General features: G+C 59.0%; 24 protein-coding genes and 1 pseudogene. 12 read left to right on the forward strand and 13 right to left on the reverse strand.

Annotated elements, in window-relative coordinates; genetic code table 11:
* Positions 1–97 precede the first annotated feature (97 nt).
* Complete coding sequence (pmbA, locus tag LOY56_RS04045; protein WP_258620082.1) at positions 98–1,444, forward strand: metalloprotease PmbA; 1,347 nt, start codon at positions 98–100, stop codon at positions 1,442–1,444.
* A 185-nt stretch (positions 1,445–1,629) separates the two neighbouring features.
* On the opposite strand, the gene LOY56_RS04050 is transcribed toward pmbA, so the two are convergent.
* The 10 genes from LOY56_RS04050 to LOY56_RS04095 form a co-directional block, all read right to left on the reverse strand.
* Positions 1,630–1,905 carry an HPr family phosphocarrier protein gene (locus LOY56_RS04050; RefSeq protein WP_223486252.1) on the reverse strand — a complete coding sequence of 92 codons (276 nt, stop codon included), beginning with the start codon at positions 1,903–1,905 and terminating at the stop codon, positions 1,630–1,632.
* Positions 1,906–1,920: 15 nt separating this feature from the next.
* On the reverse strand, positions 1,921–2,778 hold the full coding sequence (gene rapZ / locus LOY56_RS04055; protein WP_258620083.1) for an RNase adapter RapZ: 858 nt from the start codon (positions 2,776–2,778) through the stop codon (positions 1,921–1,923).
* A gap of 2 nt (positions 2,779–2,780) precedes the next feature.
* Entirely contained in the window at positions 2,781–3,245 is a 465-nt protein-coding gene (gene ptsN, locus LOY56_RS04060; protein ID WP_007901530.1) for a PTS IIA-like nitrogen regulatory protein PtsN, read from the reverse strand.
* 12 nt (positions 3,246–3,257) lie between these two features.
* Positions 3,258–3,566 (reverse strand): ribosome hibernation-promoting factor, HPF/YfiA family, encoded by a 309-nt coding sequence (gene hpf, locus LOY56_RS04065; RefSeq protein ID WP_003178005.1) that lies wholly within the window; start codon positions 3,564–3,566, stop codon positions 3,258–3,260.
* Positions 3,567–3,645: 79 nt separating this feature from the next.
* Positions 3,646–5,139 carry an RNA polymerase factor sigma-54 gene (locus LOY56_RS04070; protein WP_258620084.1) on the reverse strand — a complete coding sequence of 498 codons (1,494 nt, stop codon included), beginning with the start codon at positions 5,137–5,139 and terminating at the stop codon, positions 3,646–3,648.
* Positions 5,140–5,323: 184 nt separating this feature from the next.
* Entirely contained in the window at positions 5,324–6,049 is a 726-nt protein-coding gene (gene lptB / locus LOY56_RS04075) for an LPS export ABC transporter ATP-binding protein (protein WP_030128011.1), read from the reverse strand.
* Positions 6,049–6,597, reverse strand: a complete 549-nt coding sequence (gene lptA, locus LOY56_RS04080) for a lipopolysaccharide transport periplasmic protein LptA (RefSeq protein ID WP_030128010.1) — start codon at positions 6,595–6,597, stop codon at positions 6,049–6,051. The genes lptB and lptA overlap by 1 nt, the downstream gene beginning before the upstream one ends.
* On the reverse strand, positions 6,584–7,156 hold the full coding sequence (gene lptC / locus LOY56_RS04085) for an LPS export ABC transporter periplasmic protein LptC (RefSeq protein WP_258620085.1): 573 nt from the start codon (positions 7,154–7,156) through the stop codon (positions 6,584–6,586). Before lptC ends, lptA begins: the two co-directional genes overlap by 14 nt.
* A gap of 7 nt (positions 7,157–7,163) precedes the next feature.
* Positions 7,164–7,688 (reverse strand): HAD family hydrolase, encoded by a 525-nt coding sequence (locus tag LOY56_RS04090; RefSeq protein WP_008008625.1) that lies wholly within the window; start codon positions 7,686–7,688, stop codon positions 7,164–7,166.
* Entirely contained in the window at positions 7,688–8,662 is a 975-nt protein-coding gene (locus tag LOY56_RS04095; RefSeq protein WP_258620086.1) for a KpsF/GutQ family sugar-phosphate isomerase, read from the reverse strand. Before LOY56_RS04095 ends, LOY56_RS04090 begins: the two co-directional genes overlap by 1 nt.
* Before the next feature lie 276 nt (positions 8,663–8,938).
* On the opposite strand from LOY56_RS04095, the gene LOY56_RS04100 reads away from it, so the two are divergent.
* The 10 genes from LOY56_RS04100 to hisC all read left to right on the forward strand — a co-directional run bounded on the left by LOY56_RS04100 (position 8,939) and on the right by hisC (position 16,909).
* Positions 8,939–9,748, forward strand: a complete 810-nt coding sequence (locus LOY56_RS04100; RefSeq protein WP_258620087.1) for an ATP-binding cassette domain-containing protein — start codon at positions 8,939–8,941, stop codon at positions 9,746–9,748.
* Positions 9,748–10,545 (forward strand): lipid asymmetry maintenance ABC transporter permease subunit MlaE, encoded by a 798-nt coding sequence (mlaE, locus tag LOY56_RS04105; RefSeq protein ID WP_007901556.1) that lies wholly within the window; start codon positions 9,748–9,750, stop codon positions 10,543–10,545. Before LOY56_RS04100 ends, mlaE begins: the two co-directional genes overlap by 1 nt.
* Complete coding sequence (gene mlaD, locus LOY56_RS04110; protein WP_258620088.1) at positions 10,545–11,012, forward strand: outer membrane lipid asymmetry maintenance protein MlaD; 468 nt, start codon at positions 10,545–10,547, stop codon at positions 11,010–11,012. Before mlaE ends, mlaD begins: the two co-directional genes overlap by 1 nt.
* Positions 11,013–11,023: 11 nt before the next feature.
* Positions 11,024–11,695, forward strand: a complete 672-nt coding sequence (locus LOY56_RS04115; RefSeq protein WP_258620089.1) for a phospholipid-binding protein MlaC — start codon at positions 11,024–11,026, stop codon at positions 11,693–11,695.
* A complete protein-coding gene (locus LOY56_RS04120) occupies positions 11,692–11,997 on the forward strand; it encodes a lipid asymmetry maintenance protein MlaB (RefSeq protein WP_258620090.1) in 306 nt (101 codons plus the stop codon). The genes LOY56_RS04115 and LOY56_RS04120 overlap by 4 nt, the downstream gene beginning before the upstream one ends.
* A 114-nt stretch (positions 11,998–12,111) precedes the next feature.
* Positions 12,112–12,351 (forward strand): BolA family protein, encoded by a 240-nt coding sequence (locus LOY56_RS04125; protein ID WP_007912386.1) that lies wholly within the window; start codon positions 12,112–12,114, stop codon positions 12,349–12,351.
* 22 nt (positions 12,352–12,373) lie between these two features.
* The gene (gene murA, locus LOY56_RS04130; protein ID WP_008070575.1) at positions 12,374–13,639 is read left to right on the forward strand and encodes a UDP-N-acetylglucosamine 1-carboxyvinyltransferase; all 1,266 of its coding nucleotides are present in this window, start codon (positions 12,374–12,376) and stop codon (positions 13,637–13,639) included.
* A 129-nt stretch (positions 13,640–13,768) separates the two neighbouring features.
* Positions 13,769–14,404, forward strand: coding sequence for an ATP phosphoribosyltransferase (gene hisG, locus LOY56_RS04135; protein ID WP_007901570.1), 636 nt, complete (start codon positions 13,769–13,771; stop codon positions 14,402–14,404).
* Positions 14,405–14,528: 124 nt separating this feature from the next.
* Positions 14,529–15,854 (forward strand): histidinol dehydrogenase, encoded by a 1,326-nt coding sequence (gene hisD / locus LOY56_RS04140; RefSeq protein ID WP_258620091.1) that lies wholly within the window; start codon positions 14,529–14,531, stop codon positions 15,852–15,854.
* A 2-nt stretch (positions 15,855–15,856) separates the two neighbouring features.
* The gene (hisC, locus tag LOY56_RS04145; RefSeq protein WP_258620093.1) at positions 15,857–16,909 is read left to right on the forward strand and encodes a histidinol-phosphate transaminase; all 1,053 of its coding nucleotides are present in this window, start codon (positions 15,857–15,859) and stop codon (positions 16,907–16,909) included.
* Positions 16,910–17,041: 132 nt separating this feature from the next.
* Here the strand turns inward: hisC and LOY56_RS04150 are convergent, their stop codons facing one another.
* The 3 genes and pseudogenes from LOY56_RS04150 to algW form a co-directional block, all read right to left on the reverse strand.
* Positions 17,042–17,770 (reverse strand): DUF4198 domain-containing protein, encoded by a 729-nt coding sequence (locus LOY56_RS04150; RefSeq protein ID WP_258620094.1) that lies wholly within the window; start codon positions 17,768–17,770, stop codon positions 17,042–17,044.
* 118 nt (positions 17,771–17,888) lie between these two features.
* A pseudogene (locus tag LOY56_RS04155) lies at positions 17,889–18,147 on the reverse strand (TonB-dependent siderophore receptor); the annotation flags it as partial.
* Positions 18,148–18,290: 143 nt separating this feature from the next.
* Entirely contained in the window at positions 18,291–19,451 is a 1,161-nt protein-coding gene (algW, locus tag LOY56_RS04160) for a Do family serine endopeptidase AlgW (RefSeq protein ID WP_258620095.1), read from the reverse strand.
* A 103-nt stretch (positions 19,452–19,554) separates the two neighbouring features.
* Here algW and LOY56_RS04165 point away from each other — a divergent pair, with 103 nt between their 5' ends.
* Positions 19,555–20,313, forward strand: a complete 759-nt coding sequence (locus LOY56_RS04165) for a Nif3-like dinuclear metal center hexameric protein (protein WP_258620096.1) — start codon at positions 19,555–19,557, stop codon at positions 20,311–20,313.
* Positions 20,314–20,364: the final 51 nt, after the last annotated feature.

The following is a 20,364-nucleotide window of genomic DNA, read 5'->3' on the forward strand; positions in this document are numbered from 1 at the left end:
GCAAAGAAACGCCGCCATGATAACCAGTCGGGGGCCGCTTGTCCGGCCCGGTCGCTCGATGACCGTCACCGAAAGCAGAATTTGAGTGGAGAACAGCATGAGTGCAGTTGAAAGCGTCGGCCCACAAGCGTTGCCGGCACTGCAAGAACAAGTCGAGCAGATCATCGCTGAAGCCAAGCGCCAGGGCGCCAGTGCCTGTGAAGTGGCCGTGTCGCTGGAGCAGGGCCTGTCGACCACGGTGCGTCAGCGGGAAGTCGAAACCGTTGAATTCAATCGCGATCAGGGTTTTGGCATCACCTTGTATGTCGGTCAGCGCAAAGGCTCGGCCAGCACCTCGGCCAGTGGTCCGGAGGCGATTCGCGAAACCGTCGCCGCTGCGTTGGCGATCGCCAAACACACCTCGGAAGATGAAGCCGCGGGCTTGGCGGATGCCGCGCTGATGGCCAAGGATCTGCAGGATTTCGACCTGTTCCACCAATGGAGCATCACCCCGGAGCGAGCCATCGAGCAGGCCCTGGCCTGTGAAGCGGCGGCATTTGCCGCCGACAGCCGGATCAAGAACGCCGACGGCACCACGCTCAGCACTCATCAGGGCTGCCGGGTTTACGGTAATAGCCACGGTTTTGTCGGTGGTTACGCGTCGACTCGTCACAGCCTCAGCTGCGTAATGATCGCCGAAGCCGATGGCCAGATGCAGCGCGATTACTGGTATGACGTGAATCGTCAGGGCAACTTGCTGGCTGACCCGGAAAGCATCGGCCAACGCGCCGCGCAACGAGCGGCGAGTCGTCTGGGGGCCCGCCCGGTGCCAACCTGCGAAGTGCCGGTATTGTTTTCCGCGGAATTGGCCGGCGGTCTGTTCAGCAGCTTCCTCGGGGCGATTTCCGGTGGAAACCTGTACCGCAAATCGTCGTTCCTCGAAGGCACGCTGGGCCAACGGTTGTTCCCTGAGTGGTTGACCCTCGATGAGCGCCCGCACTTGATGTGCGGTCTGGGCAGTTCGGCCTTCGACGGCGATGGCCTGGCGACCTATGCCAAACCGTTCGTGGAGAAGGGCGAGTTGGTGTCCTACATACTTGGCACTTATTCCGGCCGCAAACTAGGCATGCCGAGCACCGCCAACGCCGGCGGTGTGCACAACCTGTTCGTCACCCATGGCGATGAAGATCAGGCAGCCTTGCTGCGCCGCATGGGGCGCGGGTTGTTGGTCACCGAACTGATGGGGCAGGGCCTGAACATGGTCACCGGCGATTACTCCCGTGGCGCGGCGGGTTTCTGGGTCGAGAATGGCGAAATCCAGTTCGCGGTGCAGGAAGTGACCATCGCCGGCAACATGCGCGACATGTTCCAGCAGATCGTGGCGGTCGGTAATGACCTGGAATTGCGCAGCAACATTCGCACCGGTTCGGTGTTGATCGAGCGGATGACCGTGGCGGGTAGCTGACTTCCGATCGCTGCAAAAAAAGGCGCGCCATCTATTGGATGGCGCGCCTTTTTTATTGGACGCAACGCAGATCCTGTGGGAACGGGCTTGCCCGCGATAGCGTCATTTCAGTCGACATCGATGTTGAGTTTTCAATCTTCATCGCGGCAAGCTCCCTCGCCACAAGAGCCCGCTCGATAGGCTGTTTATTCGCCTTCGTCGAAGTAGTTGTTGATCAGCTTTACCAGTGCATCCAGCGCTTCCTGTTCCTGTTCGCCTTCGGTACTCAGGTGGATTTTGGTGCCCTTGCCAGCGGCCAGCATCATCATGGCCATGATGCTTTTGCCGTCGACCGCGGATTCTGGTGTGCGTCCTACCCTGATCGTACAGTCCTTGAACTGACCGGCGACTCCGACAAATTTGGCAGACGCGCGGGCATGCAGGCCCAGCTTGTTGATGATTTCGATTTCCAGAGCAGGCATCGCGATGTGAATCCTTTAACTGAGGTCGCGGTGGCGGACCTGGACGTTCTTCAGGTTTTTTTGCAGGACCTGGCCCAGGCGTTCGGTCAGGTAGACAGAGCGGTGATGCCCTCCGGTGCAGCCAATGGCAATCGTGACGTAGGCGCGATTGCTGGCAGCAAAACGGGGTAGCCACTTGAGCAAATATGAGGAAATGTCCTGGAACATTTCTTCGACATCCGGCTGTGCCGCCAGGTATTCGGCTACCGGTTGATCGAGCCCGGACTGTGCCCGTAGCTCCGGCTTCCAATAAGGGTTGGGCAGACAGCGCACGTCGAATACCAGATCGGCATCCACCGGCATGCCACGCTTGAACCCGAAAGATTCCACCAGGAACGCAGTACCAGGCTCCGGCTGATTCAGCAGGCGCAGCTTGATGGTATCGCGTAGCTGATACAGGTTCAGATTGGTGGTATTGACCTTGAGGTCGGCCAGATCGGCGATAGGTCCCAGTAGATTGGTTTCGTCCTGTATCGCCTCAGCCAATGAGCGATTGGCGCTGCTCAGCGGGTGGCGGCGGCGAGTTTCGGAAAAACGTTTGAGCAAGGTTTCTTCGTCGGCGTCCAGGTACAGCACATCGCACTGGATGTGCCGGCTGCGGACCTCTTCCAGCAATTCGGGAAACCGTGACAGATGGCTCGGCAGGTTGCGCGCGTCGATGGACACGGCCACCAGCGGTTGTGCCAGTTCGGTGTGAATCAGCGCGCGTTCGGCCAGTTCCGGCAGCAAGCCGGCAGGCAGGTTGTCGATGCAATAGTAGCCGTTGTCCTCGAGCACATCGAGGGCGGTACTTTTACCTGAGCCGGAGCGGCCACTGACGATGATCAGGCGCATGATTAGTGACCGTTTTGCTCGTCCAGGACAACCTGATACAAGGCTTCGTTGCTCGGGGCGCTGCGCAGTTTTTCACGCACTTCCTTGCGATCAAGCATGCTGGCGATCTGGCGGAGCAATTCCAGGTGTGCATCGGTGGCGGCTTCCGGGACCAGCAGCACAAACAGCAGGTCAACCGGGGCGCCATCAATGGCGTCGAAATCGATAGGGGCTTCCAGGTGCAGCAGCGCACTGATTGGCGAGGTGCAGCCTTTGAGCCGGCAGTGGGGGATGGCGATGCCGTTGCCGAAACCGGTAGAACCGAGTTTCTCACGGGCAATCAGGGCCTCGAAGACGTCCTGCATTTCCAGATCCGGTACTTCGCGGTGGATAAGGTTGGCAATTTGCTCGAGGGCTTTCTTTTTACTGCCACCCGGCGCGTTCACTTGGGAACGGCCGGGGGTCAGGATGGTTTCTAGTCGGATCATGGATTGGGGGTGTTAGCGACCGGTCGCGCCCTGGAGGAGGCTCTGGGTCTTTTCCTTATGCTTTTTGAGTTGGCGATCCAGCTTGTCGGTCAGCAGGTCGATGGCGGCATACATGTCCGTATGCTCGGCATTGGCGACCACTTCTCCGCCGGGAATATGCAGCGTGGCTTCGATTTTCTGCAGCAGTTTTTCGACGTTCATCGTGACTTGCACATTGGTGATCTTGTCGAAATGCCTCTCTAATCGGTCGAGTTTTTCGCCGATGTAGGTGCGCAGGGGTTCGGTCACTTCCAGTTGGTGTCCACTGATGTTGACTTGCATACAGCTTCTCCTTCGTTGCCAGTGCATAAAGCGGCAGGCAGAAATGCCTGCCACTGGAACGCTGTGGCGAGCCCGGCGGTTACATCAACCGCTTCCGTTCGCTGGAAGGCGCGATCCCCAGGGATTCGCGGTACTTGGCGACGGTGCGACGGGCTACCTGAATGCCTTGTGCCTCCAGTAAACCAGCGATCTTGCTGTCACTCAACGGCTTTTTCTGATTTTCCGCGGCAACCAGTTTTTTGATGATCGCGCGAATCGCCGTGGACGAGCATTCACCGCCTTCGGAGGTGCTGACGTGACTGGAAAAAAAGTATTTCAGTTCATAGATGCCCCGTGGGGTATGCATGAATTTTTGCGTGGTCACCCGTGAAATCGTCGATTCGTGCATGCCCACCGCTTCGGCGATGTCATGCAGCACCAGCGGCTTCATGGCTTCGTCGCCGTATTCAAGAAAGCCGCGCTGATGCTCGACGATCTGGGTGGCGACTTTCATCAGGGTTTCATTGCGGCTTTGCAGGCTCTTGATGAACCAACGAGCTTCCTGCAGCTGATTGCGCATGAAGGTATTGTCAGCGCTGGTATCGGCACGACGTACGAAACCGGCGTATTGGGCGTTGACCCGTAGGCGTGGTACCGACTCCTGGTTCAGCTCCACCAGCCAGCGCTCGTTGTCCTTGCGCACGATCACATCGGGCACGACGTATTCGGCTTCGGCTGACTCGATCTGCGAGCCCGGGCGCGGGTTGAGGCTCTGGACCAATTCGATGACCTGACGCAGTTCATCTTCCTTGAGCTTCATGCGGCGCATCAGCTGGCTGTAGTCGCGGCCGCCGAGCAGGTCGATGTAGTCGGTGACCAGGCGCTTGGCCTCGGCCAGCCAAGGGGTCTTGGCGGGCAGCTGGCGCAGTTGCAGCAGCAGGCATTCACCGAGGTTGCGAGCACCGATGCCGGCGGGTTCGAATTGTTGGATGCGGTGCAGGACGGCTTCGATTTCGTCCAGTTCGATGTCCAGTTCCGGGTCGAACGCTTCGAGGATTTCCTCGAGGGTTTCGTCCAGGTATCCCTGATTGTTGATGCAGTCGATCAGGGTCACGGCGATCAGGCGATCGGTGTCGGACATCGGTGCCAGGTTCAGTTGCCAGAGCAAATGGCTTTGCAGGCTTTCACCGACCGATGTGCGGGTGGTGAAATCCCACTCGTCGTCATCGTTGCTCGGCAGGCTGCTGGCGCTGGTCTGGTAGACGTCTTCCCAGGCCGTGTCGACGGGCAATTCGTTAGGAATGCGCTCATTCCAGTCGCCTTCTTCGAGGTTATCCACCGTTGGGGCGGTTTCCTGGTAGGAGGGTTCCTGAATGTCGGCGTTGGGTTTCTGTTCGGCGCTATCGGCCAAGGGGTCGGCGTTATCGAAGTCGTCGCCTTCTTCCTGGCGTTCGAGCATCGGATTGGACTCCAGGGCCTCCTGGATTTCCTGTTGCAGGTCCAGGGTCGACAATTGGAGCAGGCGGATGGCCTGTTGCAGCTGCGGTGTCATCGTCAGCTGCTGGCCCATTCTCAAGACTAGCGATGGTTTCATGGCAGGGGCTTAACACCTTATTCGCCGGCGCACATGCGCCATCCACTACAGGGCGCCGAAGCGCCAAACATAAGCAAATTATATGCCCGAAACTGAAGTGTTTGCCTAGAGCGCTGTAACAATAAAAAGTTATTGATTTTTTATTGAAGTCAGCGCTCTCTCGGCGGCCCGGGCACCTGAGTGCTTACAGGCGGAACTCATGACCCAGATACACTTCCTTGACCAGTTCATTGGCCAGGATGGTGGCGGAGTCACCTTCAGCGATCAGTTGACCATCGTTGACGATGTAGGCGGTTTCGCAGATATCCAGGGTTTCACGGACGTTGTGGTCCGTGATCAGCACACCAATGCCTTTGGCCTTGAGATGATGAATGATCTGCTTGATGTCGCCCACCGAAATAGGGTCCACACCGGCGAAGGGTTCGTCGAGGAGGATGAATTTCGGATTGGTGGCCAGCGCCCGGGCGATTTCCACGCGGCGGCGTTCACCACCGGACAGGCTCATGCCGAGGTTGTCGCGTATGTGGTGGATGTGAAATTCCTGCAGCAGGCTTTCCAGCTCCTGGCGACGACCGGCCTTGTCGAGTTCCTTGCGGGTCTCGAGGATGGCCATGATGTTGTCGGCCACCGACAGTTTGCGGAAGATCGACGCTTCTTGCGGAAGATAACCGATACCCGCCTTCGCACGACCGTGCATAGGCTGGTGGCTCACGTCCAGGTCATCGATCAGGACGCGGCCCTGATCGGCCTGCACCAAGCCGACAATCATATAGAAGCAAGTGGTTTTACCGGCACCGTTAGGACCAAGCAGGCCGACGATCTGACCGCTGTCGATGGACAGGCTGACGTCGCGCACGACCTGACGGCTCTTGTAGCTCTTGGCCAGATGCTGAGCTTTCAGAGTTGCCATTACTGGGCCTTTTGCTCGTCGGTTTTCTTCTTCGGCTGGATCACCATGTCGATGCGAGGACGCGCTTCGGTGACCTTGTTGCCCGTGGCGCGACCGGCACTCGCAAGCTTTTTGACCGTGTCGTAGACGATTTTCTCGCCTTGGGTAACGTTGTTGTCCTTATCGATGACTTTGGCGCGATCGATCAGTACAACGCGATTTTGCGAGGCGTGGTACTGGATAGTCACTCCGTAACCCTGAACCGGCTTGGTGTCGCCCGCCGTTTGCAGTTGCTCGAAGTAGGCGAGGTTGCCCACCGAAGTCACCACGTCGATGTCTCCGGCCGGGGTGCGGGTGATGGTTACGGTGTTGCCGGTAACCTTCATCGAGCCCTGGGTGATGATCACGTCGCCTTTATAGGTGGCAACGCCATTCTTGTCGTCCAGTTGGGCATCGTCGGCCTGAATGCGGATAGGCTGCTCTTGATCGTTCGGCAGAGCCCAGGCGCTCACGCTTCCCAGTGCTGCGCCCAGACTGAGCAAAATAGGGAGAGTTTTAACGAGCCTCATACTGTCCTCTTACGTTCGATAGCAGGTGTATCCTGCTTTCTTTCAAGTACGCTTTCATTCCGTTGCCTGTCGATACACCGCCAGCGCCGTCGATTCTAACGGGTTGATCGGTCTGCGCATATTGCTGCTGCGGGAACACTGTCATACGGGTGGTGGTAATCAGGGTTTTGCGGTTTTTTTCGTCGAAACGCGTGATGCGTACCGAGTCAATCAGCTCGACCTGAGTGCCGTCCGGGTTGACTTCGCCGCGCTCGCTCTGGACGTGCCAGGGGAATTCGGTGCCACGGAACATGTTCAGGTCAGGATTGGTCAGCAACGTCACTTCGGTCGCTTTCAGGTGTTCGACCTTGTCTGACGTCATTTCGTATTGCAGTTTGCCGTCGGGCAGATACTGCACGCTATGGGCGTTGATTGCGTAATAGTCGATCGCGCTTTCATCGACCTTCACCACCGGTTTGTCGAGAAAGCGTTCCGGGCTGATGTTCCAATAGCCAACCGCTGCAAAAATCGCTGCGATGCAACCGAACACCAGGATGTTGCGAATTTTTTTGCTCAGCATGATGGGCTCACAGGTACGCGGCGTTGGCCGCATCGAGGCGGCCCTGGGCGCGCAGGATCAATTCACAGAATTCGCGAGCGGCACCCTCGCCACCGCGGGCCTGGGTAATGCCGTGGGCATGTTCGCGCACGAAACTGGCAGCGCTGGCCACCGCCATGCCAAGGCCGACACGGCGAATCACCGGCAGGTCTGGCAGGTCGTCGCCCAGGTAGGCCACTTGTTCATAGCTCAGGTTGAGCTGGGCAAGAAGTTCGTCGAGCACCACCAGTTTGTCTTCGCGACCCTGGTAAAGGTGTGGAATGCCGAGGTTCTTCGCGCGCCGTTCGACCACCGGGGTCTTGCGGCCGCTAATGATAGCGGTCTGTACGCCAGCGGCCATCAGCATCTTGATGCCCTGGCCGTCGAGGGTGTTGAACGTCTTGAATTCGCTACCGTCTTCGAGGAAATACAGGCGCCCGTCGGTCAGCACGCCATCGACGTCGAATACCGCCAGTTTGATCTGTTTGCCGCGTTGCAGCAGGTCCGTGCTCATTACATTACTCCTGCGCGCAGCAAGTCGTGCATGTTCAAGGCGCCGACCGGGCGGTCTTCGCTGTCGACTACTACCAGCGCGTTGATCTTGTGGTCTTCCATGATTTTCAGCGCCTCGGCGGCAAGCATCTCGGCGCGGGCGGTCTTGCCGTGGGCGGTCATCACTTCATCAATGGTCGTGCTGTGGATATCAATGGTGCGGTCCAGAGTGCGGCGCAGGTCGCCGTCGGTGAAGATCCCGGCAAGCTTTCCATCCGTGCTCAGTACAACGGTCATGCCCAACCCCTTACGGGTCATTTCCATCAAGGCATCCTTGAGCAGCGTACCGCACATCACTTGCGGTAATTCGGTGCCGGCATGCATGACATTTTCCACTTTCAGCAACAAACGGCGGCCAAGGGCACCACCCGGGTGGGAAAAAGCGAAATCTTCAGCAGTAAAACCACGAGCTTCAAGCAAGGCAACGGCGAGAGCGTCGCCCATGACCAGGGCTGCGGTGGTCGATGAGGTGGGCGCCAGATTCAGCGGACAGGCTTCGTGTTCGACGCTTACATTGAGGTTGACTTCCGCAGCCTTGGCCAGCGGCGACTCGGGGTTGCCGGTCAGGCTGATCATCTGAATGCCCTGGCGCTTGATCAGCGGCAGCAAGGTGACGATTTCATTGGTGGACCCGGAGTTCGACAGCGCCAGAATAATGTCGTCACGGGTGATCATGCCCATATCGCCATGGCTGGCCTCGGCCGGGTGCACGAAGAAAGCCGTGGTGCCGGTGCTGGCGAGGGTGGCGGCAATCTTGTTGCCGATGTGCCCCGATTTGCCCATGCCGACCACGACCACACGGCCTTTGCTGGCCAGAATCATCTCGCAAGCACGTACGAAATCCGCATCGATATGGGGTAGCAAGCCTTGTACGGCTTCCAGTTCGAGGCGGATGGTACGTTGTGCGGATTGAATCAGGTCGCTGGATTGGTTCATGTCGGAAATCGGATAGCCTGATGAAAAGGCGGCGATTATAACGGTAATGATCGAAAGCCTCACGCAAGTTCGTCACGGTTTGTCATTCCTTGTCACCGAATCTCTCTAAATAGATGATTTCAGGCGGTCATGTTGCTGAACATGCCCGGCTTTGGCCTTGGGCGCTTGGCCTTTGCAGTGATATAGTTCGCCGCCAGTTCGGCCTGCCCGGGGAGGTATGTGCTTTCGCCAGAAAGCCAGGCGTCCGAGTGAGAGGCTGCATCGCAAGGAGTTTAGATGAGTGCCGATAACGCCTACGCGGTCGAGCTGAAGGGACTGACCTTCAAGCGCGGTGCGCGCAGCATTTTCAATAACGTCGATATCCGCATACCACGCGGCAAGGTCACCGGCATCATGGGACCTTCCGGGTGTGGCAAGACCACGCTGTTGCGGCTGATAGGCGCACAGCTGCGCCCTACCAATGGCGAAGTCTGGGTCAATGGCCAGAACCTGCCGACGTTGTCGCGCAGCGATCTGTTCGATGCGCGCAAGCACATGGGTGTGCTGTTTCAGAGCGGTGCACTGTTTACCGATCTCGATGTATTCGAGAACGTCGCTTTTCCGCTGCGGGTTCATACCGGGCTGCCGGAAGAAATGATTCGCGACATTGTCCTGCTCAAATTGCAGGCCGTGGGCTTGCGTGGCGCCATCGACCTGATGCCTGACGAATTGTCCGGTGGGATGAAGCGTCGTGTCGCGCTGGCCCGGGCCATTGCGCTTGATCCGCAAATCCTCATGTACGACGAGCCCTTTGTCGGCCAGGACCCGATCGCCATGGGCGTGCTGGTACGCCTGATTCGCCTGCTCAACGATGCGCTGGGCATCACCAGTATCGTGGTTTCTCACGATCTGGCCGAGACCGCGAGCATCGCCGACTACCTCATCGTGGTGGGCGACGGACAAGTGTTGGGCCAGGGCGCACCCAAGGATTTGATGAAATCGGACGAGCCACGTATTCGTCAATTCCTGACAGGCGAACCCGACGGCCCGGTCGCATACCACTTTCCAGCGACGGATTACCGCGCAGATCTTCTGGGGAAGCGCTGATGCGCAAGATTTCATTAATAGAAAGAGTGCGCCGCTTCGGCCACGCCGGCATCGATGTGCTGGCGGTATTCGGGCGTTCGGCGCTGTTCCTGTTTCATGCCTTGCTCGGTCGTGGCGGTATCGGTGGTGGTTTCGGCCTGCTGGTCAAACAACTGCATTCGGTGGGCGTGATGTCCCTGGTGATCATCGTGGTCTCCGGTGTATTCATCGGCATGGTGCTGGCCCTGCAGGGCTTCAATATTCTGTCCAGCTACGGTTCGGAACAGGCCGTTGGGCAAATGGTTGCGCTGACGCTGCTGCGTGAACTGGGCCCGGTGGTCACGGCCTTGCTGTTCGCCGGCCGCGCGGGTTCGGCACTGACCGCCGAAATTGGCAACATGAAGTCCACCGAGCAGTTATCCAGCCTGGAGATGATCGGGGTCGACCCGCTCAAGTACATCATTGCCCCGCGCCTGTGGGCCGGCTTCATTTCCCTGCCGGTGCTGGCGATGATTTTCAGCGTGGTGGGTATCTGGGGCGGTTCCTGGGTGGCCGTCGACTGGCTAGGGGTCTATGAAGGCTCCTACTGGTCGAACATGCAAAACAGCGTGACGTTTGTCGACGATGTGCTCAACGGCATTATCAAAAGCATCGTTTTTGCCTTCGTCGTGACCTGGATCGCCGTCTTCCAAGGCTATGACTGCGAGCCCACTTCCGAGGGGATCAGTCGTGCCACTACCAAGACCGTGGTGTATGCCTCTTTGGCTGTACTCGGCCTGGACTTTATTCTGACCGCCTTGATGTTTGGAGATTTCTGATGCAAAACCGCACCCTGGAAATCGGTGTCGGCCTTTTCTTGCTGGCTGGCATCCTGGCTTTGCTGTTGCTTGCGTTGCGGGTCAGTGGTCTGTCCCCGAGCGCCGCCACCGATACTTATAAACTTTATGCGTATTTCGACAATATCGCCGGTTTGACGGTCAGAGCTAAAGTGACCATGGCCGGTGTGACCATCGGCAAGGTCACGGCGATCGATCTGGACCGCGACAGCTTCACCGGTCGGGTGACCATGCAACTGGAAAAGCGCGTAGATAATCTGCCGACTGATTCCACCGCATCTATCCTGACCGCTGGCCTGTTGGGTGAGAAGTACATCGGTATCAGCGTGGGCGGGGAGGAAACCCCGCTCAAGGATGGTGGAACCATCCACGATACGCAGTCGTCACTGGTGCTCGAGGACCTGATCGGTAAATTCCTGCTCAATACCGTTAGCAAAGACGCCAAATGAGGAGCTTTTGAATGATCTCTATCTTGCGACGTGGCCTGTTGGTAATACTCGCGGCCTTGCCGTTGATGGCTAATGCCGTGGCGGCGCCTTCCGCGCATGATCTGGTACAGGACACGACCAATCGGATGCTGGCCGATCTGGCGGCCAACAAAGAGAAGTACAAGCAGGACCCGCAAGACTTTTATGCGGCACTGAACAGCATCGTCGGGCCGGTGGTGGATGCCGAGGGCATTTCCAAAAGCATCATGACGGTCAAATACTCGCGCAAGGCCACGCCCGAGCAGATGAAGGCTTTTGAAGAGAACTTCAAAAAGGGGCTGTTCCAGTTCTATGGCAATGCCTTGCTCGAGTACAACAACCAGGGCATCACCGTTGAACCTGCCAAGGACGAATCGGGAGACCGGACGAGCGTTGGCATGACGGTCAAAAGCAGCAGTGGCGCTATTTATCCCGTGTCTTACACGCTGGAAAAGATCAATGGCGAGTGGAAGCTGCGCAACGTGATCATCAACGGCATCAACATTGGCAAATTGTTCCGTGATCAGTTCGCCGATGCCATGCAGCGCAATGGCAATGACCTGCAAAAGACTATCGACGGTTGGGCCGGGGAAGTCGCCAAAGCCAAGGAAGCTTCCAAAGCCCAGGAAACCACCGGACAATCTACCGAGAAGCAAACCCAATGAGTGAGTCGGCCATTCGCATGAGCGAAGCCGGCGAGCTGTTGCTCAGTGGCGTACTGGATTACCGGACAGGCCCGAACCTGCGCAAGCAGGGGCAGGCGCTGATCAAGTCCAGCAATGCGGCTGCGCTGGTGGTTGATTGCTCCGCAGTAGAGAAGTCCAGCAGTGTCGGTTTGTCGCTGCTGCTGTGCTTCATGCGCGATGCCCAGGCGGCCGGCAAGGCCCTGAGCATTCGTGCGATACCCGACGATATGCGCGAAATTGCTCAGGTCAGCGAACTGACCGAGCTGTTGGCGCATCCCTGAACCGCATCTATAAAGAAGCCCCCCGTCAGAGTCCTGCTTAGCGGGGTTCGCAGGCGCGGGGCTTTTTTGTATGATGTCCGACCCGCGCGCACAGGGCGCCGATTGAGGTTGAGCATGCAGGCCGTAGAAGTGAAGAGCTTCCTTGAAGGAAAGCTGCCCGGAACGTTGGTAGAAGTTGAGGGCGAAGGCTGCAACTTTCAGCTGAATGTGATTAGCGATGAACTGGCGGCGTTGAGCCCGGTCAAGCGTCAGCAGCAGATCTATGCCCATTTGAACCCATGGATCACCGATGGCAGCATCCATGCGGTTACTATGAAATTTTTCAGCAGCGCGGCCTGGGCCGAGCGCACCTGAGCCCAAGGGCGTCGAGATTCTTATGGATAAATTGATTATTACCGGTGGCGCTCGTCTTGATGGCGAGATCCGCATCTCCGGGGCAAAGAACTCTGCCCTGCCAATCCTGGCTGCAACCCTGCTGTGCGATGGCCCGGTTACCGTTGCCAACCTGCCGCACTTGCACGACATCACCACCATGATCGAGCTGTTCGGTCGCATGGGCATCGAGCCGGTGATCGACGAGAAGCTCAGCGTCGAAATCGACCCGCGCACCATCAAGACCCTGATCGCGCCGTACGAACTGGTGAAAACCATGCGTGCCTCGATCCTGGTGCTGGGCCCGATGGTTGCCCGTTTCGGCGAAGCCGAAGTCGCACTGCCTGGCGGTTGCGCCATCGGTTCGCGTCCGGTCGACCTGCACATCCGTGGCCTCGAAGCCATGGGCGCGGTCATTGACGTCGAAGGCGGCTACATCAAGGCCAAGGCCCCTGAAGGCGGCCTGCGCGGTGCGCACTTCTTCTTCGATACCGTCAGCGTGACCGGTACCGAGAACATCATGATGGCCGCCGCTCTGGCCAAGGGCCGCAGCGTGCTGGCAAACGCCGCTCGCGAGCCTGAAGTCGTCGACCTGGCGAACTTCCTGAACGCCATGGGCGCGAAGGTTTCCGGTGCCGGCACCGATACCATCACCATTGATGGCGTCGAGCGTTTGCACACCACCACTTACAAAGTGATGCCTGACCGTATCGAGACCGGCACCTACCTGGTGGCGGCCGCGGTCACCGGCGGCCGCGTGAAGGTCAAGGACACCGATCCGACCATCCTTGAAGCCGTTCTGGAAAAGCTCCGCGAATCGGGTGCTGAAATCACCTGCGGCGAAGACTGGATCGAGCTGAACATGCACGGCAAGCGGCCGAAAGCCGTCAACGTGCGGACCGCTCCATACCCGGCGTTCCCGACCGACATGCAGGCGCAGTTCATCTCCCTCAATGCCATTGCCGAAGGCACGGGTGCGGTGATCGAGACGATCTTCGAAAACCGCTTCATGCACGTTTACGAACTGCACCGCATGGGCGCTCATATCCAGGTCGAAGGCAACACCGCCATCGTCACCGGTATCGAAAAGCTCAAGGGTGCGCCGGTGATGGCCACCGACCTGCGTGCTTCGGCCAGCCTGGTAATCTCGGCGCTGATCGCCGAAGGCGATACCCTGATCGACCGCATCTACCACATCGACCGTGGTTACGAGTGCATCGAAGAGAAACTGCAGATGCTGGGCGCCAAGATCCGTCGCGTTCCGGGCTAGTAGTTGCCGTATGGGCGCAAGGACGCGCCTACTGAATTTGTTATGAGTCGAGGGTGGTGACACCCTCGATGTGTGTCCGGCGCCATTTGCGACCGGGCATGAGTACCTTGATAAGGACTGACGTTTCCCATGCTGACTATCGCACTGTCCAAGGGCCGCATCCTTGACGACACCTTGCCGCTTCTGGCTGAAGCGGGCATCGTGCCGACCGAGAATCCGGACAAGAGCCGCAAGCTGATCATCCCCACGACCCAGGCCGACGTGCGCTTGCTGATCGTGCGCGCCACCGATGTGCCGACCTACGTCGAGCATGGTGCCGCCGACCTGGGCGTCGCCGGTAAAGACGTGCTGATGGAATACGGTGGTCAGGGTCTGTACGAGCCTCTGGATCTGCGAATTGCGCTGTGCAAGCTGATGACCGCCGGCCGTGTCGGCGATGTCGAGCCCAAGGGCCGTCTGCGGGTGGCGACCAAATTCGTCAACGTCGCCAAGCGTTACTACGCCGAGCAGGGCCGTCAGGTCGACATCATCAAGCTCTACGGTTCGATGGAGCTGGCGCCGCTGATCGGTCTGGCGGACAAGATCATTGACGTGGTCGACACCGGTAACACCCTGCGTGCCAATGGCCTGGAACCCCAGGATTTCATTGCCGACATCAGCTCGCGGCTGATCGTCAACAAAGCTTCGATGAAAATGCAACACGCCCGTATCCAGGCGTTGATCGACACCCTGCGCAAGGCAGTGGAGTCTCGACACCGCGGCTGATCTACCTGCGCGACCTTGAGTCGCGCCGTCTATCCGCCTCATAGCCAGAATTCTCAGGTGCCCAAGCGGATCGAATGTTAGCTTCGGGCGCCTGAGTTTTTGCCAATCCTATGAGGCTCTCGCTATGACCGCACCGACTGCAATTCGCCGACTCAACGCTGCTGACCCGGATTTCGCACATCATCTGGATCATCTGCTGAGCTGGGAAAGTGTGTCTGACGACTCGGTCAATCAGCGGGTGCTGGACATCATCAAGGCTGTGCGCGAGCGTGGCGACGCGGCGCTGGTGGAATTCACCCAGAAGTTCGACGGCCTGCAAGTCGCCTCCATGGCAGACCTGATCCTGCCGCGCGAACGCCTGGAGCTGGCATTGACCCGCATCACCGTGCCTCAGCGCGAAGCCCTGGAAAAAGCCGCGGCCCGCGTGCGCAGCTACCACGAAAAACAGAAACAGGATTCTTGGAGCTACACCGAAGCCGACGGCACGGTGCTGGGCCAGAAGGTCACGCCGCTGGATCGCGCCGGTCTGTATGTGCCAGGCGGCAAGGCGTCGTACCCGTCCTCGGTGCTGATGAACGCAATTCCGGCCAAGGTTGCCGGCGTGACCGAAGTGGTCATGGTCGTGCCGACGCCGCGCGGCGAAATCAACGAACTGGTGCTGGCCGCAGCCTGCATTGCCGGCGTTGACCGGGTGTTCACCATCGGCGGCGCCCAGGCCGTTGCGGCGCTGGCTTACGGCACCGAAAGCGTGCCGAAGGTCGATAAGGTGGTTGGCCCGGGCAACATCTATGTCGCCACCGCCAAGCGCCACGTGTTCGGTCAAGTCGGCATCGACATGATCGCCGGCCCGTCGGAGATTCTGGTGGTGTGTGACGGCCAGACCGATCCGGACTGGATTGCCATGGACCTGTTCTCCCAGGCCGAGCATGACGAAGACGCCCAAGCGATTCTGGTCAGCCCGGACGCCGTGTTCCTCGACAAGGTTGCCGCCAGCATCGCCAAACTGCTGCCGACAATGGAGCGCGCCGAAATCATCGAAACCTCGATCAATGGTCGCGGTGCGCTGATCAAGGTTCGCGACATGGAGCAAGCCATCGAAGTGGCTAACCGTATCGCGCCAGAACACCTGGAGTTGTCGGTCGCCGACCCGCAGGCCTGGTTGCCGCAGATTCGTCACGCCGGCGCGATCTTCATGGGCCGTCACACGTCCGAAGCCTTGGGTGACTATTGCGCAGGTCCGAACCACGTGTTGCCGACGTCCGGCACCGCGCGCTTCTCTTCGCCGCTGGGTGTTTACGATTTCCAGAAACGTTCGTCGATTATCTTCTGCTCCGAGCAGGGTGCCTCCGAACTGGGTAAAACCGCTTCCGTGCTGGCCCGTGGCGAATCGCTGACCGCTCACGCGCGGAGCGCCGAATACCGCATCGTTGACGATAAGAAGGGCAACTAAGCATGAGTAAATTCTGGAGTCCCTTCGTCAAGAACCTGGTGCCTTACGTGCCGGGCGAGCAGCCGAAGCTGGCGAAACTGGTGAAGCTCAACACCAACGAAAACCCGTACGGTCCATCGCCCAAAGCGTTGGCCGCGATGCAGACCGAACTGAACGACAACCTGCGTCTGTACCCGGACCCGAACAGCGACCTGCTCAAGCAGGCTGTTGCCAAGTACTACGGCGTGCAGGGCAATCAGGTGTTCCTCGGCAACGGTTCCGATGAAGTCCTGGCACACATTTTCCACGGTTTGTTGCAACACGATCAGCCGCTGCTATTCCCGGATATCAGCTACAGTTTCTACCCGGTTTACTGCGGGTTGTACGGCATCGAGTTCGACGCGGTGCCGCTGGATGAACAGTTCCAGATCAACCCGGCGGACTACGCCAAGCCGAACGGCGGGATTATTTTCCCTAACCCGAATGCGCCAACCGGTTGCCTGCTGGCGCTGGACGCGGTTGAGCAAATCCTCAAGGCCAGCCCGGATTCGGTGGTCGTGGTCGATGAGGCTTACATCGATTTCGGCGGTGAAACGGCGATCACGCTGGTGGACCGTTATCCGAACCTGTTGGTGACGCAGACCCTGTCCAAGTCCCGTTCGCTGGCGGGCCTGCGGGTTGGCCTGGCGGTGGGGCACCCAGACCTGATCGAGGCGCTGGAGCGGATCAAGAACAGCTTCAACTCCTACCCGCTGGATCGTCTGGCGATTGTCGGGGCTGCGGCGGCGTTCGAGGATCGCGAGTATTTCGGCAAGACCTGCCGGTTGGTCATCGAGAGTCGCGAGAAGGTGGTCGCGCAGTTGGAAGCGAAGGGGTTTGACGTATTGCCGTCGGCGGCGAACTTCATCTTTGCGCGTCATCCGAAGCACGACGCGGCAGGGCTGGCGGCGAAGTTGCGCGAACAAGGTGTGATCGTTCGGCACTTCAAGCAGGAGCGGATTGCCCAGTTCCTGCGGATCAGCATCGGTACGCCAGGACAGAATCAGGCACTGATTGACGGACTGGGCGACCTATAATTCGCCGCTGATCCCGTAGGAGCGAGCGGTGCGGCGATCCAACTTGCCCGCGAAGAACGATAACTCGGTGTAACAGGTAAGCCGTGTAATCGTTCTTCGCGGGCAAGCCTCGCTCCTACAGGGTTTTGTGGGTTATTCGTGATGCGGTTCGCCAAGGAAGGTCAGCGACGTGAACAGTCCGCGACTGCTCACATCCGGGCTATTCTTCACCGGTACTTCCACCTGCGCCGCAATCACATTCAACCCCTCATTACGCACCAATACTTGCGCCCGACCCTCTGCGTCGGTCTCGGTGCTCAAGGTACTTGGCGCGCTGCGATAGTCGCCCACCAACTTCACGCCCGCCGCCGGCTTGCCGTCCAATAGCACTCGAACCGGCAACGACTTGCCAGGCCCGACCGTCAGCGGATCGACTTCCGGCAAAATCACCAATTTCATCTGATCGAGCTTCGGCAACTTCACCCCCGGCTGGTAAATCGCCAGGCTGTATTTGAACGTCTCGGTCGACTCAATCGCTCCTGGGACCTTACTGCGTCCTTCGTTGATCCACTTTTTGTCGGCGGTCAGCGACCACATGCCATTGTCCAGTGCGACGGCTAGCGCCGCAGGCGGTTTGAGTGGTTGCAGGCGAGCATGGTCGGCCAGGCGTTCCACGGTAACCGGGATCATCTTGCCCTCCGTGTCGTAGGCCCAGGCGCCGCTGATTTTCTGCGCCTTGAAAGCGTTGTCCTCAGCGCCATCACCGTAGATGGCTTCGATGTTGCCGCGACGTTGTTCGGTCCACAGGCCATGGGCTGAGGCGTGAGTGGTGAACATCGCGCCGAGCAGACCCAGCAGAATCAGTGGTTTGGCTTGTTGCATGGTGATTTTTCCTTTTACAGATTGAGTGTCAGGCTGACAGTGAAATCGCGCGGCTCACCGGGACTGACCCAGTAATTGCCGGAAGAGCGTTCGAAGTATTTCTCGTCCAAAATCCAGTGCGCTCGACGCTGGTGCTGACCAGATCCTTGAGCACACTGACGGGAGTCACACTGATCGATTGCGGGATATTGCGAAGGGCCGTGTCGGTTTTGGTCGCGCTGGAAGAGCGCGTCGCACGGTAACCCTTGACCGGGCCGCTGGGGGATTCGTAGTCGGAGGTGACGTTGATGGCGTCCATGCGATTCTTCGGCGAAGACCGGATCCGCCAGCAAGCCGAGGGCCAGGCCTGCGGGGGAGGCGATTGTTCGAGGCGACATGTCAGGTTGCTCCAACAGTGGTGTTGGAACAATATAACATGCCCAATGAGAATGTCTGCTGTTAACAGTTGTGGAGTTACGGAGCTACCGAGGGCGTAAAAGATCGTCCGAACGCGGCCCGAACCTTCGGCAGCGCCTACCGCTTACTCCTCTTCTTTTTCCTTGAGCGGCGCGGGTGGCGGACGCAGACCGATTTCTGCCGTGAGCTTGAGTTCTTTGCCGTTACGCATGACCTGAATGGTGACCTTGTCGGTCGGCTTGATTCGCGCCACCTGATTCATTGATTTACGACCGTCGCCGGCCGGTTCACCGTCAATGCTGAGGATCACGTCGCCCAGTTGCAGGCCAGCCTTCTGCGCCGGGCCGTCACGGAAAATCCCCGCGACCACAATCCCCGGACGTCCTGACAGACCAAACGATTCCGCCAGTTCCTGACTCAACGGTTGTACTTCGATGCCGAGCCAGCCGCGAATCACCTGACCGTGTTCGATGATCGACTTCATCACTTCCATCGCCAGTTTGACCGGGATCGCGAAGCCGATGCCCTGAGAACCGCCGGACTTGGAGAAGATCGCCGTGTTGATGCCGGTCAGGTTGCCGTTGGCGTCCACCAGCGCACCGCCGGAGTTGCCGGGGTTGATCGCGGCGTCGGTCTGGATGAAGTCTTCGTAGTTGTTCAGCCCGAGCTGATTGCGCCCGGTGGCGCTGATGATGCCCATGGTCACGGTCTGGCCGACACCGAACGGGTTGCCGATGGCCAGGGCCACGTCGCCGATGCGGATATTGTCGGAACGGCCGACGGTGATCGATGGCAGGTTTTTCAGGTCGATCTTTAACACCGCGAGGTCGGTTTCCGGGTCGCTGCCGATGATCCGGGCCAGGGTTTCACGGCCATCCTTGAGCGCCACCACGATCTGGTCGGCACCGCTGGTCACATGGTTGTTGGTCAGCAGGTAACCTTCCGGGCTCATGATCACGCCCGAACCGAGGCTCGACTCCATGCGCTTCTGCTTGGGCGAGTTGTCGCCGAAGAAGCGGCGGAACTGCGGATCTTCGAACAACGGATGGCTGGGTTTGTTGACCACTTTGGTGGTGTACAGGTTGACCACCGACGGCGCGGCCGTGGTCACCGCGTCGGCATAGGACACCGGGCCCTGCTGCAGACCGAGGGTTTGCGGGGCTTGCTGCAGATTGACGTCCAGGCTCGGTAGCCCGACCCACTCCGGATAACGCTGCATAATCAATAGAGCGATAAGCACGCCGGCCAACAGCGGCCAGCCGGAAAAACGCAGCGCCTTGAGCATTAAGCACGTCCTACAGAGGTTGCAGGCGGTGTGAGACCGCCCATAATGTCGCGCATTATACGAGGCCGCGCGCGCCTCTGAACGGGATATTTAGGAGTCTTTTATGGCCGTCGCCCTGAGCACCCTGGTCGAAGAAGCCGACCGCTATCTTGCCAGTTCGAAGATCGCCGATTACTGCCCCAACGGTTTGCAGGTCGAAGGCCGGCCGCAAGTGATGCGCATCGTCAGCGGTGTCACCGCCAGCCAGGCGTTGCTGGACGCTGCGGTGGAGGCCCAGGCCGATCTGGTGCTGGTGCATCATGGCTATTTCTGGAAAGGCGAGAACCCGTGCATCACCGGCATGAAGCAGCGCCGGTTGAAAACCTTGCTCAAGCACGATATCAGCCTGCTGTCCTATCACTTACCGCTGGATCTGCACCCGGAAGTCGGTAACAACGTGCAGCTTGCCCGGCAACTGGATATCACTGTTGAAGGCCCGCTTGATCCGGACGATCTGAAAGTCGTTGGCCTGGTCGGCTCGTTGAGCGAGCCCATGACCCCTCGCGATTTCGCCCGTCGCGTGCAGGAAGTCATGGGGCGCGAGCCATTGTTGATCGAAGGTAGCGAGATGATTCGTCGGGTCGGCTGGTGCACCGGTGGCGGCCAGGGTTACATTGATCAGGCGGTGTTGGCTGGCGTCGACTTGTACCTCAGCGGCGAGGCCTCCGAGCAGACGTTCCACAGCGCCCGGGAAAACGACATCAGCTTCATCGCCGCCGGTCACCACGCCACCGAGCGTTATGGTGTGCAGGCTTTGGGTGATTACCTGGCGCGACGTTTCGCCCTCGAGCACATCTTCATCGATTGCCCGAACCCCATCTGACGGGCGGATTTTTGATGAACACCGGCTCCCACACCGATCCTCGAACACCCG

Origin of the sequence: Pseudomonas sp. B21-048 (assembly GCF_024748615.1) — a bacterium.
Classification (GTDB): domain Bacteria; phylum Pseudomonadota; class Gammaproteobacteria; order Pseudomonadales; family Pseudomonadaceae; genus Aquipseudomonas.

What these genes read in the sequence shown, in the direction of transcription:
- pmbA (WP_258620082.1), top strand. Translation starts at nt 98, where the DNA reads ATGAGTGCAGTTGAAAGCGTCGGCCCACAAGCGTTGCCGGCACTGCAA.
- LOY56_RS04050 (WP_223486252.1), bottom strand. Translation starts at nt 1,905, where the DNA reads ATGCCTGCTCTGGAAATCGAAATCATCAACAAGCTGGGCCTGCATGCC.
- rapZ (WP_258620083.1), bottom strand. Translation starts at nt 2,778, where the DNA reads ATGCGCCTGATCATCGTCAGTGGCCGCTCCGGCTCAGGTAAAAGTACC.
- ptsN (WP_007901530.1), bottom strand. Translation starts at nt 3,245, where the DNA reads ATGATCCGACTAGAAACCATCCTGACCCCCGGCCGTTCCCAAGTGAAC.
- hpf (WP_003178005.1), bottom strand. Translation starts at nt 3,566, where the DNA reads ATGCAAGTCAACATCAGTGGACACCAACTGGAAGTGACCGAACCCCTG.
- LOY56_RS04070 (WP_258620084.1), bottom strand. Translation starts at nt 5,139, where the DNA reads ATGAAACCATCGCTAGTCTTGAGAATGGGCCAGCAGCTGACGATGACA.
- lptB (WP_030128011.1), bottom strand. Translation starts at nt 6,049, where the DNA reads ATGGCAACTCTGAAAGCTCAGCATCTGGCCAAGAGCTACAAGAGCCGT.
- lptA (WP_030128010.1), bottom strand. Translation starts at nt 6,597, where the DNA reads ATGAGGCTCGTTAAAACTCTCCCTATTTTGCTCAGTCTGGGCGCAGCA.
- lptC (WP_258620085.1), bottom strand. Translation starts at nt 7,156, where the DNA reads ATGCTGAGCAAAAAAATTCGCAACATCCTGGTGTTCGGTTGCATCGCA.
- LOY56_RS04090 (WP_008008625.1), bottom strand. Translation starts at nt 7,688, where the DNA reads ATGAGCACGGACCTGCTGCAACGCGGCAAACAGATCAAACTGGCGGTA.
- LOY56_RS04095 (WP_258620086.1), bottom strand. Translation starts at nt 8,662, where the DNA reads ATGAACCAATCCAGCGACCTGATTCAATCCGCACAACGTACCATCCGC.
- LOY56_RS04100 (WP_258620087.1), top strand. Translation starts at nt 8,939, where the DNA reads ATGAGTGCCGATAACGCCTACGCGGTCGAGCTGAAGGGACTGACCTTC.
- mlaE (WP_007901556.1), top strand. Translation starts at nt 9,748, where the DNA reads ATGCGCAAGATTTCATTAATAGAAAGAGTGCGCCGCTTCGGCCACGCC.
- mlaD (WP_258620088.1), top strand. Translation starts at nt 10,545, where the DNA reads ATGCAAAACCGCACCCTGGAAATCGGTGTCGGCCTTTTCTTGCTGGCT.
- LOY56_RS04115 (WP_258620089.1), top strand. Translation starts at nt 11,024, where the DNA reads ATGATCTCTATCTTGCGACGTGGCCTGTTGGTAATACTCGCGGCCTTG.
- LOY56_RS04120 (WP_258620090.1), top strand. Translation starts at nt 11,692, where the DNA reads ATGAGTGAGTCGGCCATTCGCATGAGCGAAGCCGGCGAGCTGTTGCTC.
- LOY56_RS04125 (WP_007912386.1), top strand. Translation starts at nt 12,112, where the DNA reads ATGCAGGCCGTAGAAGTGAAGAGCTTCCTTGAAGGAAAGCTGCCCGGA.
- murA (WP_008070575.1), top strand. Translation starts at nt 12,374, where the DNA reads ATGGATAAATTGATTATTACCGGTGGCGCTCGTCTTGATGGCGAGATC.
- hisG (WP_007901570.1), top strand. Translation starts at nt 13,769, where the DNA reads ATGCTGACTATCGCACTGTCCAAGGGCCGCATCCTTGACGACACCTTG.
- hisD (WP_258620091.1), top strand. Translation starts at nt 14,529, where the DNA reads ATGACCGCACCGACTGCAATTCGCCGACTCAACGCTGCTGACCCGGAT.
- hisC (WP_258620093.1), top strand. Translation starts at nt 15,857, where the DNA reads ATGAGTAAATTCTGGAGTCCCTTCGTCAAGAACCTGGTGCCTTACGTG.
- LOY56_RS04150 (WP_258620094.1), bottom strand. Translation starts at nt 17,770, where the DNA reads ATGCAACAAGCCAAACCACTGATTCTGCTGGGTCTGCTCGGCGCGATG.
- algW (WP_258620095.1), bottom strand. Translation starts at nt 19,451, where the DNA reads ATGCTCAAGGCGCTGCGTTTTTCCGGCTGGCCGCTGTTGGCCGGCGTG.
- LOY56_RS04165 (WP_258620096.1), top strand. Translation starts at nt 19,555, where the DNA reads ATGGCCGTCGCCCTGAGCACCCTGGTCGAAGAAGCCGACCGCTATCTT.